Genomic DNA, 12,990 nt, shown 5'->3' with positions numbered 1-12,990 from the left:
CGCTGGGGTCCGGGATGCCGGGCCGCCTTTGGCGGCCCGGCCCCACTGTGTTAGCTGGCTTGCGTGCGCCAGGTGTCCATTCGGCTGATGGCCGAAAGTTCGCGTCGGCTGAACGAGGCGAGGCGCTTGGCGGTGGTGCAGTCCAGGTCGCCGGTGATGACGCGGGTCATCGCATCGTAGGCCAGCGGGAGGTATCCGGCAAATCCGGCTTGGGTGGCAATCTGCTCGGCGGGGGCCTTGCCGTTCACCAGCAGGCTCACGTCGCTGCTGACCGGCATGACTTCGCTCAGCACGATCTCACCCGAAACTCCGGTTTGGTTGCACTGGTCGCACCCTTTGGCCTCAAAGACCTGGGTGACCTGGCGCTGACCGTATTGATCCAAGAGTTCCCGTTGGGAGTCAGTGAGGGCTTGGCCGCACCGGCAGTGCAAGCACAGCTTGGGCGCAACCGCTTGGCACCAAACGCCGTTCAAAACCGTGGCCAGCAGGTACGGGTCGGCTCCGTTGCAAATCACTTGCTGGATCGCGGTGGGCGCATCGTTCGCCGTGGTTTCGGCAATGATGAGGTGTCCGGATGAGGCGGCTTTCACGGCGGCCCGCACATCTTCCTCCAACTGCAGTTCGCCAACCAAAATCACTTCGCTTTCCGATGTCACGGCCAGTTGGATTTGTTCGGCGATCGATTCTCCTTCGTTGGCCCGCGTGACGGCGCGGCCTTGCCGTTCTAGTTCCTGGGCAATGGCCATGCTGGTGGCTTCTTTGCCGCTCCGGGCGGATCCCGTGACCAAGAACAGGCCGTACGGCCGGTCGATCAGGTCGCGGAGGAGTTTGAGGTTTTCTGGCTCGATGTCCATGGCCTCGAGTCCGACAACTTCGCGGGCTGCTTGAGGCAGCGTCAAAACAAAGTTCTCACCTTGTTTGCCCGTGGTAAGGGCGACCTTGCATCCGGCCCCGATTTCAAAGGGGGTCTGGCCCTCTTCCATGGCGGACTTGGCATTTGCGACGATGCTGTTGGCCAAAGAGGCTGGGATCTTTTGCACGGGGCAAAGCCGCCCGTGGATCCGGTAGAGGATTTCCCCCATGTCGGCACCTTGGGCGACGGTGATCGACGTGGCGCCTTTGCGCTTTGCATCGGCCGAAAGTTCGCGGAAGAGTGCCGAAAGGTGGTCGGGTCGTTCCGGGTTGACGATATCGCCGTCGCTGAGGTTAACCTCGTGTTCGTGGGCGATCTCAACCATTCCTTCAACGATGGTGGAATGGTGTTCCCGGGCGACGCCATAAGCCATGTCGATTGTTGAAGCCAGCCGGGCCTCGTCCGCCAAGACCGGCTCAACTCGCTTGCCAGAAGCTGTCCGGACTGCCGCAAGGGCTTCATGGTCGTCGCTGTCGCGCATTGCCAGCAGCAACAAATCCCCCCGCACCGCAACCGGCAAAACCTGGAAGAGCCGGCATGTTTCGTGGTCGACCAGCGCCAAGGCGTCCTGGCTCGGTGCATCGTCTTCCAAGTGCCAGGGGCTGACCCCCTTTTGCGTCGCCAAAACTTGGAGCAGGCGGCGTTCGCTGATCAAGCCCATGCTGACCAACACCTGGCCGAGCTTTTCTTTTGAATCGCGTTGCCGGGCCAGGGCACGTTCCAACTGGGCCGGGGCGACAAGCTTGTGTTTGAGCAAGACGTCGCCAATCCGGAGTTCCCGTTCTGAATCGGCTTGGGCATCGATGGCCTCCATGGATGCATCCGGTGCTTGTGCCGGCTCCACAATCGGCTCTGGCGCAACCGCCAGGGGTTCCGGCGATGCGGCGGTACTGGTTTGCGGTTTGGCCGAGGCGATGCTAGCCCAAAAGTCGTTGGGGTTGGATTGGGCCACCAAGCCGTCAGTCGGCGGGGCATCGGCGGCTTGCGGTTCATCCAAACTGGGCTCTGCCATGGCTTCCGCCCCATGCACTGCCGGTTGGTCGGTCCAGGATTCGGGTTCGGGCGTGGCCAAATCTGCCGTAATGGAGGGGCCAACCGGACTGGCAAGCACGGTTTCCGGCTCGATTTCTTGTGATTGCGGTTCAAACACCGGGGGAGCCACAGGGGGCACCACCGCATCCGCGCCTTCTGCCAGTTGCGCAAGGGGCTCAGGCCCAAAGGCTTCAGTAGGGTTCGACCAAGATTCCAGGCTGGATTCTTGGGAAGGCGGTTGGATCGGGTTATCAGGCACGCCATTCATTGAATCGCTCCAGATTTGGTCTGGTTCGAGCGACGCGTCTTCTTGGACATCAATGGATTGCGCCTCAAGATGGGTATTCTCGGCCGTCTGTTCGAGCACGGTTGTTTCGCCGATGACCGGTGGGGTCGAAAACTCGACCGGTGCCGATATTTCCGGTATTGCAGGTTCCGGGGTTTGCGGGGCAAATTCGGGCGCCGGGCTGGTTGCCGCCGGGCTTGACTCAACACCGTTCAGCCAATCGTCCATATCCACCGACTCCTTGGTGGGGATTGCCCTCAGGCCGGTCGGAGCCTCCACCGCAGGTGTTTCGGCAGCTGGAGGTTCCGCGTCTGGGGCGACGGGTGGCGTGTGGGCCGCAGGGGCGGGAGTTTCAAAAACGGGGGGCTGAACCGGTTGCTCGGGGGCAGCCGGCTGCTCGTCCCAAAGTGGACTGGTTGCGATGGCGTCGGTTTTGGTGCGGATTTCTTCTTCGCTGGGCCGGATATAGGGCGTTTCGATGGGTGCATAGCTTTCGGCCGGACGGGTGCCCGCCATCAAGCTGCTTTCGGTGGGAGTTTGGACAGGGTCGACTGCCGGGGTGAGTTCGACGTCGGTCCAGCCGGTGATTTCCGGAGTCGGCTGGGATTCCGGTTGGGTTGCCATGGCCGAGGTTGTTTCCTGGCCCAACCGCTCCCAGAATCCGATTCCGGAAGGGGCTCGCCCCGCAGGAGGTTCGATCGGAATCGGAGCCAACGGTTCAGTGGGCTCGGGGGCTGAGCTTTGGAACTCGTCCCACTCGATGACAAGCGGGGCTCGGTTTGCCGGTGCTTGGGCGGGCGGAGCCGTGGCGGCAACTGGAGCTGGTTCCGCTGCGGGTGCCGGGAACGGGTTGGACGCTTGCAGCGGGGCGATTGGGGCTCCCGGCGGTTCGGTCGGGAGTTGGATCGTGTTGTCCTGTTCCTTCTCCGGTTTGCGCTTCAAAAGCCGATCCCAGTTGAATCTTTCACCCATCGTAGCTGTTTCCTTGCGGTTTTGCTGTCAAGCCCCGCACTTTGTTGTGGATGGCTTCCCGGCAAAAATGCGGAAGCCTCCGAATTTGTTCTCGGAGGCTTCCTTGAGGTTTTTGAGGGTGCGAAGTTAATTTCCGCCGACTTTTGGGAAGGGCGGCCGGGTCAGCGGCTTGGGCCCTCCCTTGATTTGACCTTGCAGGACCTCGACGGCTTTGGCCAGTTGGGGATCTTGCCCTTTTGCGGCGAGATCTGGCCGGTCGTCGATGTCGATGTCAGGGTCGACCCCTTTGTTTTCGGCGATCCACTTGCCGGTGTCCGGGTCAAAGATGCCGAACGCCGGAGCGGTCAGCCCGCCGCCTCCAACAAGCGGATAGGTGCCTTGGATGCCGACCAGGCCGCCCCATGTCCGTTTCCCGATCAGCGGGCCGATGCCGGCCTTTTTGAACAGGTAGGGGAACAGGTCGCCACCCGAGCCTGCGTGCTGGTTGATCAGCATCGCTTTTGGCCCGTTCAACGACGGCTCCAGGCCCGTGTTCGCGCCATAGCGGGGTGCGATCACGTTGGTGAAGTGGGCGGACAGGTAGTTGATGTAGAAGGTCGGGATCCAGCCGCCCCCGTTGTACCGTTCATCGATGACCCAAGCTTCTTTGTCGAATTGCGACAGGTAGCCGCGGAGGAACAGGATCATGCCTTGCACATTGGTGTCCGGCACGTGCATGTAGCCGATCTTGCCACCGCTCATTTTGTCGACAAAAGCCCGGCGCTCTTCAACCCAACTCTCGTAGCGCAGGTTGGTTTCGCTAACCGTCGGGTAGACCGTGTACTTCCGGGCACCTTCCATCGAAGGTGAGGAATTGACGGTGATTTCCACCCCTCGGCCGACCTTGCCCATCAGCATTTCGGTGATGCTTTTGGCCGGGGTGACGGCCTCCCCGTCGATGGCCAGCAGGAAGTCACCGTCGTTGACATCGACTCCAATCGCCCCCAACGGGCCCCGGACATCGGGGAGGTAATCGACGCCTCGATAGACCTTGGTGATTTTGATTTTGTTGCCAACGGCTTGATAATCCGCCCCCAACAATCCGCATGGCGGGGTCATCGGGTCGCTTCCGCCCGCGCCGGGCGTGATGTAGGAGTGGCCGGTACCGAGTTCGCCGATCAATTGGCCGAGGATGTAATCAAAGTCGCTGCGGTCGCCGATGTCGGGGAGCAAAGCGGCATATTTGTCGCCAATCGCCTTCCAATCGAGCCCAAGCATCCCTTCGTCATAGAAGTTGTCGCGCTCGTAGCGCCACGCGTTCCAGAACATCTGCTTGTACTCCTTAGCGGGGTCGATCACGCGGCCGACCCGGTTGAGGGCCACGGCCCCATCGCCCGGCTTGTTGCCCGGCCGGACATCGACGATGCCGATCGTGCTGCCCAGGGAGTAAGCCATTTTGGTGCGGTCATAGTTGAAGGTCGCGCCTTGGAGTTGCGGCATGATCGGTGCAATCGACTTGCTGACGAGGCTGAACGACGTGGCCGCATTGCCGGCAAACACCATCACCCCGTTCTTCAATCCGACCAGACCTTGATAAGATCCGACCGGATAGGGCAGGGAAATGGTGCGGGACTCGATTCCCGCAAAGTCGATCCCCTTGCCGGTTTCCGGGTTGGAACCCTCTTCCCCACCCTTGACCGGTTCTTCGTCGCCGGTCGGCAACAGCGGGTTCGGGTCACCCTTGTGAAGGGTCGTCATGTAGACGCGTTGGATGTCCCCGGTTTGTTCCAGTGTCGGGCCGAGCACGCCGTTGTTGGGGGCGTAATCGCGGGCCGAGATGAAGTAGAGGTACTTGCCCGTGAGGTCGAATGTGGGGGAAGTGTCGGCAAACATGCCCCGGTTCACCTCGTGCTCCATGCCGTTCGCCAGGTCATAAATGCAGACCGCGCTCAAAAGGTTGGGCAAGGTTTTGGTGTAGGCCAGGTATTGGCCGTCAAACGACCAATCGGCGTTGACCGGGCCGCCCATGTCCCGGATGACCAATTTAGACTGCTTGGTCTCCAAGTTGATGGTGTAGAGGCTAAAGTCGATGCCATAAAGGGCGATGTGCTTGCCGTCCGGACTGATGTCAAACCGTGAAGGGACAACCCCAGCGGGGATGGGGATGGATTCCTCCGGCCCACCCATTTGGGCGCGCCGCGCCAACTGGACATTTCCAGACCGGTCAGTCAAGTAATAGATATGCTGACCGTCCGGGCTCCAGACGGGGCTTTGCTCACGCACGCCGTCGGAATCGGAGAGGTTGCGGGTTTCGCCGCTGGTGGCTGGCACGCTGAACACATCGCCCCGGGCTTCGACCGCGAGCCGTTTGCCCGTCGGCGAAAGCGCAAAGTTCGAAACCTGGTTGCCAAGGTTGACATAGCGCGGTCGCATGGAAAGGTTGTCACCGCTCACATGCGGGTCGAGCGCGGTCACTTGCCCGCTGGCCAAATCCATCGACCAAAGCCGCAGCTTGCGCTCGAACACCAGCGTTTTGCCGTCGGTGGAAGGCCAACGCATGTCGCCGTCGGTGTAATTGGTGACCTGGCTGACCTTTTTGGACTTGGTGTTGTATTTGTAGAGGTTGATGTTGGCGAGATTCCGGTCGCTCAGGAAGTAGACGTCCTCTCCCACCCACATCGGGAAGTAGTTCTGCTCGCGGTCGGCCGGGATTTCCGAATAGGAGCCGGTCTTGAAGTCCCAAAACGAGATGCGGCCTTGGGTCCCCCCGCGGTAGCGGCGCCAGTTGAACTGGTGGCTTTGGGCCCGGTTGTAGGCCATCATCGAACCATCGGGGCTGAAGGAGAGGTCGGCAACCTCGGAGATATCGGTCCGTTCAGGGTTGCCGCCTTTGGCATCGACGAACCAAAGCCGGGCCATCCGGTTGGTGTGGTTGCCGTAGTTGGAGCTGAACGCGACCTTTTTGCCGTCGGGTGTCCAGCCTTCAACCGATTCGTTGGCCGGTTCAAAGGTCAGCCGTTTGGGCACGCCGCCATCGACCGGGATCGTGTAGACGTTGTTGGCCCCGTCGTATTGGCCGGTGAAGGCGATGGTCTTGCCGTCCGGAGAAAACTTTGGCAGCGATTCCAGACCCGGGTGCGAGGTGAGCCGCCGAGCGGCCCCGCCCTTGAGGTCAGCCACCCAGATATCGGAGGCATAGACGAAGGCGATCTTGTCGCCGTGGACATCGGGCCAGCGCATCAGGCGGACCGGATCGGTGAGCGCTTGCCCCATTGCGAGGGCTGCGAGCGATGAAATCAACATGACTTTCCCAGTTATGGCACGGATGCCACTTCCCGGAATGGTTACCGGGCTGGTTGGCCTTCTGGTTGCTTGATTGCTTCTTGTTGGGACTTTGCCCTCATTTTCCGCCCGGGTCGTTCGGAGTCACTTCGATATCAACCGAAACCACCCGCCCCCCGATCCACGCGCTCACGGTAGCTTTCCCGACCCCGAGAGTCCGCAACGTGCCAGATTGGTCGATCCAGCCGGATCCCTGGGCGGCCCAGATCACTTTGCTCAAAGACACGCGCTCACCCTTTGAGTCGATGACGGCAAAAGAGGCCGAGGTGCCTTCGGACACTTTGGGCGCCCCTTTGATCACATAGGCGGTGTCGGGCGCGGGTTCGGGGAGTTCGCCGAACAGCAACAGGCTGTTGCAGATGGCGCGTTCGATGCCTTTGTCGCTTGGTCGGTTGACCACCAACCCGCCCAGGGCCAGCGTGGAACTCCCGCCCCCATCCAGGTTCATCGCTTCGACGCAACCGAGGCCTTGCATGATCGCGGTGAGTTCATCAAGGGTTGCCCCGCGGCTCATTGCTTGCCGCCCTTCCACAACCACGAACCAAATGTCCCCATCCTTGGTGGAACCGATCGCCGTCCTCGGGTGCATCGTGGTCGAAAAACTCGGTTGGATGCCTTCGGCGGCGAGGTCCATCGCCGGTTTCCCGCCCGAAATCAGCCGGGGCCCGCCACCAATGGTGTGCAGGGCCTTGGTGAAATCAGCCCCCTGTGAGACGGTTCGAATGGAAAGCGATTGCCCAACGGAAAGGGAACTGACGGCCCCTTTTTGGTTGCCGGTGCCGACCAAAACCATTTGGCCGGGCTTGACGGCCGCAGATTTGAGATCTGGGGTGATCAGCTCCACTTTGGTCTGCACAACCCCGCTCGGCTTCAGGATATCTTCGGTGGAGAGGACAGCGTAAATCCCGTCGACGGAAGACCGAGCCGATGCCGCGACCGGCGTGAAAAGCCCCAGCTGGTTATCCCCGACTTCGGCATTGAGCAGGTCGATGGTCTTGAGCGAGTTGTTGAGTTGCAGGGCGAGGGTTGTTTCCACAGGGCCGCAAGCAAAGTAGCCCGCCCCCCAGCTGAACGACGACCGCTTTTGATAAGGCAGGCTGATGAGCTCGCCTTTGCGCACCATCATGCCGATCGGGTCGCCCGTCCAGGGGAAGAAATCGGCGTTCACCCCGGCGAGGGCGCCGACCGACTCCATCGTCCTGGTCAAGGGCTCGCGGCCCTTGGTGTCGTTGTCGGGAACAAACACTTGGGATCCCGCCAGCTCAGGTGCTGAAAACACCTTGCCTGAACCCGGCACATAGCGAAAGGCATGGATGACCCGGGGCAAGGCAAAGTCGACCTCCATCCGGTAGGAGAGTCCGGGCACGATCAGCTTCTCCCAGCTTTGAGACTGGGCGGTCGCAAATTGGGCCGCTAAGGTTGCGGCCACCGTAATGAGGATGGTTTTCGAACGCATCGGAATCTTGGCTCCCGGCCGATGAGAGACTACCTAACCCACCGCCTGCCAACCCAGCGGTATTCTGGCAGACCTATGCGTTTGACGCACCTCGTATCTTGCTCTGGTTGAGCGGGCAAATTGGGCCCGGCCCAATTGGCGGAGGTTCTCCGCCGCTTGCCTTTGCAGACGCATCCCGACCTGCTTGTCGGTTTCGACACCCGGGACGATGCGGGGGTCATCCGTGTGTCCGGGCAACCTGGCCTGGCTCTGGTGCAGACGGTCGATTTCTTTACCCCGGTTGTGGACGACCCCTACAGCTACGGGGCCATTGCCGCCGCAAATGCCCTGAGCGATGTTTACGCAATGGGCGGTCGCCCAATCACGGTGATGAACATCGCCTGCTTCGACCCGGAAGCGGCCCCGGCCGAAATCTGGGCTCAGATCCTGGTCGGGATGGCCGACAAGTGTGCGGAGGCCGGGGCCGTGGTGGTCGGAGGGCATAGCGTCGAGGACCGGGAGCCGAAGTTCGGCCTGAGTGTCACCGGCATCGTTGAAGAAGGCAAGGTCTTTGCCAACACGGCCGCCCGGCCTGGTGACCGGTTGTTCTTGGGCAAACCGCTCGGCACCGGCATTGCGAGTACGGCAGCCAAATTCGACAAAGCTAGCGCGGATGAAATTGCCGCGGCCACCGCATCCATGGCCCGGCTCAATCGGGAGGCAATGGAGTTTGCCCATGCAGCCGGGGTCCGGTGTGCGACTGATGTCACCGGGTTCGGGTTGGTCGGGCACTTGCTCAACATCGCGCGGGGTAGCGGGGTAAAGGTGGTGGTGCAAGCATCAAAGCTCCCGATTTTGCCGGGTGTGGAACGCATGGTGGCCGAAAACTGCCTGACCGGCGGGAGCCGCAAGAACCGCGAAGCGGCGGGCGGGATGTTTGTGTGCGACAACGGGGTTCCTGGATGGTTGGTGGAAGCCGCCTTTGACCCGCAGACCAGTGGGGGTCTGGCTTGTTGTTCCCAAACCGAAATCCAGGGCTCAGCGGAAATCGGATGGATCGAACCCGGCGAGCCGGGCTTTGTGCTGTTGCCTTAGCTTTCCACGTTGCCGTGGTAGAACTTCCACGGCTTCAATTCTTTTTCGATCTTTTCACCGCTGAGCAGTTGTCGGACCAGCGCCCAAGGCATGTTGCCGTATTGCAGGATCCGGTCGTGAAATTCCTTTTCGGGGATTTTGCCCGTGTCTACCAATTCGCGTCGGATCTGCCAGAGTTGCAAGGCTCCCAACATGTAAGCGGCTTGGTAAAGCGGCGGATAAGCCCCTCCAAACGAACGCCGGACTTCGCCTTCGGCGGTGCTTTGTTCGTGCCCGACGACGTCGGTGAGCATTTTCACGCATTCCGGGGCGGTCATTTGGCCAAGATGGAATTTGAGGGAAAAGATGATTCGCGCGCAGCGGTGCTTGCGCCAGAACAGGAACCCAATTTTTTCTTCCGGGGTCGCGGCAAAGCCCCGCTTGTACAGCAGGAACTCCCAATAGAGCGCCCAGCCTTCCACCCAGAACGGGGTTCCCGAAACGCCTTGCCGATGCGTGTTGTACCGGGAGGTCATGAAGAATTGGAGGTGATGTCCCGGGATGAGTTCGTGGTGGACGGTGGCCTTGGCAAAGTAACGGTTGTTTGCCCGCAGGCTCATGAGTTTTTGGTCGTAGGTCATCTCGTCGGTCGGGAATGAAATGAGGATCGATTCGCCGCCAAGGAAGAACGGGCTGGTGAGTTGCCGTTCTGGCGACATCATGTCCATCCGCCACACGTCTTTGGCCAGTGGCGGGATGGTAACAAGGTCGTTCTTTTCAAGGTAGTCGGTTGCTTCGTCGGCCAATTCCCGGATGAGCCTAGGTTGCTGGCCGGGATCGACGTACAGGTTTTTAACGTGCTCCAGGGCCGCCCGCCAATCGTCGCCGTAGCCAAGTTCTTTGGCCGCCTTTTTGAATTCTTTGTCCACCCAGGCCATTTCGTTTTCGGCAATTTCGATCAATTCTTCTGGGGTGTAGTCGATCATCTCCCGTTTGAGGGCGGAGACGAGGGCTTCCCGGCCCACAGGGTCGCCGACGATTTTGTTGGGGTCAGCTTCCCGGCCGGTGAATTCGCGTTTGACAAACGCCGCGTAGCTGTCCAGCTCTTTGGCGCAGTCTTCGTAAGAGCGTTTGCACCACCAGGTGAATTGGGGGTCGTAACCGGCAAAGTGGGTGTACCAGCCATCGAGGGCGCGCCGGCAGTTTTGGAGCGTCCCCACGGCGCGGAGCGCCACATTTTCGGGAATCAGTTTGCCAGCCGGCTCGTCCTTGAGCTTTGCCGCCCATTGGTCATGGGCTTCCTTTATTTCTTTGCCGAGTTTGTCGAGGCTGGCGGCGAATCCGCGGGAGTCGGGGATGGTCCGGCTGATCCTTTGGTCGTGGAATTCGGCGACATGGGCCAAAAACGGGTGCAGGGGTTGGGATTCTTCAAGGTCGCTGGTCAGTTCCCGCAGGCTTTGCCGTTGGCGATCAATGTCCAGGCGCATCAACACCCAATCGGCCCGATCATCTTGGGTGAGTTGGCTGAACGGCACGTTTTGGAGTTCCCGTTCCACGGTGTCGAGATGGGTGGAGAAGGCTGCGATGGCCGACGGGGCTTCTGGAAAGGTGTGCAGGCGTTGCAGGGCGTCTCGGTCGGCCGAATAACGGATCATGAGGTCCTTCATGGTCGGGGTTGCGGGGGCTGTAGCCATTGCCAAGGCGATGATGCCGGTGAGGAAGCCCATGTGCGGGAGTATAGCTTTGCCGCCAATGGACCCGCCTGATGCCGCGCAGGTTTCCGGCTCAGGTTCGCGCGGGTATATTGCCAGGTTCAGATTTCTCGCCCGTCCCGGCGGATTGACAAGGATCAGGTCAATGAAACGAACTTTTCAACCCAACAACCGCAAGCGCCACAAGAAGCATGGCTTCCGTGTTCGCATGCGCACCACCGACGGTCAAAACGTCCTGAAGCGCCGCCGCAGCAAGGGCCGGCACCGATTGGGGGCGTAAAGGGCCCCCGCCCGGCCCGGTTCCAGCAGATTGTTTCTGAAGGGGTGCGAGCCGGTCGGAACCACATGACCCTCAGCGCCCTCCCTGGCGAAGGATTGGTCGGGGTTGCCGCCAGCCGGAAGATCGGGAGCCACGCGCGCCGGAACCGGGTGAAGAGGCGGATCCGCGAAATTGCCAGGTTGGTGCATGGGAGGCTGAAAGGGCTGGACACCGTGGTGATCGCCAAAACAGCAGCCGATGGGGCGGGTTTCGAAGAACTGCAAAACGAATTTTTGGAATTGATCGATGAATTGGAACGGCGATGGGAAAAGCGATAGGGATTTTCCTGATCCGTTGCTATCAAAAGACCACCAAGTGGGTTCCCCCGACGTGCCGGTTCACGCCTTCGTGCTCCCAATACACTCTGGAAGCCATCGAACGGCATGGCCTATTGAAGGGCAGTTGGCTGGGGCTCAAGCGGATCGGGCGCTGTCACCCGTGGAGTCCCGGCGGGCACGATCCGGTTCCGTAGTGAAAAGATAGATGAGCACGCCACAGCCTCCCAAACAGAACTTCATGACCATGCTGATGCTCGGCGTCATGATCTTTTTGGGCATCCAACTGGTGATGGGCCCCAAGCAGGGCCAACAAGACACTCGCAGCGCCGACGAGCTTTGGGCGAAGATGCTGCAAGAGAACGCCGACCTCAAAGACGTCAGCGTGATGGCCGACTTGCGGGCCTATGAGGCCAAATACAACGCCGAAGCGGATCAAAAGAAGATCCCTCAAGAAGTCCGGCAAGCCCAAATCCTTCGCGCAAACCTGCTGGTTGTCGACACCATGGTCAAAAGCGGGCAATACCGGGGGCAGTTGTTCCGGGACGGCAAAGTCAGCGAAAACTGGGAATACCGGAAGCTGGATAAGGCTTATACGTTCTTCAAACCCAAATACGAAGCCTATTTCCACACCCCCATGTGGGAATCGGTGGCCGTTGAGGTGACTCCATCGGCCAAATACCCGGCAACCCAGCGCACCGCCAAGGAGGTTTATGACAGCCTCGTTGTGGATCTCAGTCCATTGGCGGAAAAAGAGCCGGTGTTCGGGTTCATCCCGGGCTATCAACTCATCGATTCATTGGTTCAGGCCACCAAGGCCCAGCCTGGGTTCAGCTATTGGTTCGCCGCCTTTTTGCTCGCCGTGGTGGTTCGGGGCGTTGTTTGGCCGTTGGCCCAGCGCCAAATCATGCACGGCCGGCAGATGATGAAGCTGCAACCGCGCATCAAAGAACTGCAGGAAAAGTACAAAGACAAGAAGACGGGTCAAATCAAAGACCCGCAGGCCTTGCAGGTCGAGCAGTTCGCAATTTACAAGGAATACGGCCTGAACCCCTTTGCCGGATGTTTGCCGATGGTCGTGCAGTTGCCGCTTTTTTGGGCGGTGTACCAATCGATGCACCACTACAAATTTGAATTTGTCAAAGGAACATTTTTGTGGATTCACCCGGGGGCAACCAAGTTCCTCGGGATCCCGCTTGCCCCCAACCTCGGTGAAAAGGATTACATCCTGATCGCCATTTACACCGTCAGCATGGTGGTTTCGACCCTGTTGATGCCAGTGAACGACCCGAGCAACGTCAAGCAACAGCGGCTCATGGGGGTCGGGGCGGCCTTGGTCGCCTCCATATTCATGTTCTTTTATTCGTTGCCTTCGGCATTTGTGTTGTATTGGATCTTCACCAACGTTTTGTCGACAGCTCAATCGCTGCTGAGCTATCGATTGCCCCTCCCGGAACTCACCAAGGTCCAAACGCCGACCGGTGGCAAAGTGATCGACGCTTTGTCTAATGCCGTATCCCAGAACGGCCACGCCAACGGTCAGGTTAGCGAGAACGGGGTTTCTCCGGACTTCTTCGGGAAGAAAGGCACGCCTAAGGCGAACAAGCAGCGAAAGCGGAAAAAGTAGCCGCACACCATCTATTGAGCAAAA

At 60.1% G+C, this 12,990-nt stretch carries 9 protein-coding genes; 5 read left to right on the top strand and 4 right to left on the bottom strand.

Features of this window, described 5'->3' with window-relative positions; all coding sequences use genetic code 11:
• Window positions 1–50: 50 nt before the first annotated feature.
• From JNM28_09360 to JNM28_09350, 3 genes are all read right to left on the bottom strand, one after another.
• Window positions 51–3,203, bottom strand: coding sequence for a hypothetical protein (locus JNM28_09360; GenBank protein ID MBL8068645.1), 3,153 nt, complete (start codon window positions 3,201–3,203; stop codon window positions 51–53).
• 126 nt (window positions 3,204–3,329) lie between these two features.
• Window positions 3,330–6,485, bottom strand: coding sequence for a PD40 domain-containing protein (locus tag JNM28_09355; GenBank protein ID MBL8068644.1), 3,156 nt, complete (start codon window positions 6,483–6,485; stop codon window positions 3,330–3,332).
• Between the two features lie 97 nt (window positions 6,486–6,582).
• Complete coding sequence (locus JNM28_09350; protein MBL8068643.1) at window positions 6,583–7,980, bottom strand: phosphodiester glycosidase family protein; 1,398 nt, start codon at window positions 7,978–7,980, stop codon at window positions 6,583–6,585.
• A gap of 75 nt (window positions 7,981–8,055) precedes the next feature.
• On the opposite strand from JNM28_09350, the gene selD reads away from it, so the two are divergent.
• Window positions 8,056–9,054: a selenide, water dikinase SelD gene (gene selD / locus JNM28_09345; protein MBL8068642.1), complete on the top strand. Its 999-nt coding sequence runs from the start codon at window positions 8,056–8,058 to the stop codon at window positions 9,052–9,054.
• Here the strand turns inward: selD and JNM28_09340 are convergent.
• Window positions 9,051–10,760 carry a DUF885 family protein gene (locus tag JNM28_09340; protein MBL8068641.1) on the bottom strand — a complete coding sequence of 570 codons (1,710 nt, stop codon included), beginning with the start codon at window positions 10,758–10,760 and terminating at the stop codon, window positions 9,051–9,053. The genes selD and JNM28_09340 overlap by 4 nt on opposite strands.
• A gap of 130 nt (window positions 10,761–10,890) precedes the next feature.
• Between JNM28_09340 and rpmH the strand changes: the two genes are divergently transcribed.
• From rpmH to JNM28_09320, 4 genes are read left to right on the top strand one after another with little or no spacing between them, the layout of a single operon-like run.
• Window positions 10,891–11,025, top strand: coding sequence for a 50S ribosomal protein L34 (gene rpmH, locus JNM28_09335; protein MBL8068640.1), 135 nt, complete (start codon window positions 10,891–10,893; stop codon window positions 11,023–11,025).
• A 44-nt stretch (window positions 11,026–11,069) separates the two neighbouring features.
• A complete protein-coding gene (gene rnpA / locus JNM28_09330) occupies window positions 11,070–11,342 on the top strand; it encodes a ribonuclease P protein component (protein MBL8068639.1) in 273 nt (90 codons plus the stop codon).
• Entirely contained in the window at window positions 11,327–11,536 is a 210-nt protein-coding gene (gene yidD, locus JNM28_09325; protein MBL8068638.1) for a membrane protein insertion efficiency factor YidD, read from the top strand. Before rnpA ends, yidD begins: the two co-directional genes overlap by 16 nt.
• 11 nt (window positions 11,537–11,547) lie before the next feature.
• Window positions 11,548–12,966, top strand: coding sequence for a membrane protein insertase YidC (locus tag JNM28_09320; protein MBL8068637.1), 1,419 nt, complete (start codon window positions 11,548–11,550; stop codon window positions 12,964–12,966).
• Window positions 12,967–12,990 lie beyond the last annotated feature (24 nt).

Source organism: Armatimonadota bacterium (assembly GCA_016789105.1).
In the GTDB taxonomy this organism is placed as follows: Bacteria; Armatimonadota; Fimbriimonadia; order Fimbriimonadales; family Fimbriimonadaceae; genus UphvI-Ar2.
Note: the sequence above shows the minus strand (reverse complement) of the source record. Positions and strands in the feature narration are given on the sequence as shown.

Coding starts and splice junctions, on each gene's coding strand:
- JNM28_09360 (MBL8068645.1), bottom strand. CDS start 3,203: ATGGGTGAAAGATTCAACTGGGATCGGCTTTTGAAGCGCAAACCGGAG.
- JNM28_09355 (MBL8068644.1), bottom strand. CDS start 6,485: ATGTTGATTTCATCGCTCGCAGCCCTCGCAATGGGGCAAGCGCTCACC.
- JNM28_09350 (MBL8068643.1), bottom strand. CDS start 7,980: ATGCGTTCGAAAACCATCCTCATTACGGTGGCCGCAACCTTAGCGGCC.
- JNM28_09340 (MBL8068641.1), bottom strand. CDS start 10,760: ATGGGCTTCCTCACCGGCATCATCGCCTTGGCAATGGCTACAGCCCCC.
- rpmH (MBL8068640.1), top strand. CDS start 10,891: ATGAAACGAACTTTTCAACCCAACAACCGCAAGCGCCACAAGAAGCAT.
- yidD (MBL8068638.1), top strand. CDS start 11,327: ATGGGAAAAGCGATAGGGATTTTCCTGATCCGTTGCTATCAAAAGACC.
- JNM28_09320 (MBL8068637.1), top strand. CDS start 11,548: ATGAGCACGCCACAGCCTCCCAAACAGAACTTCATGACCATGCTGATG.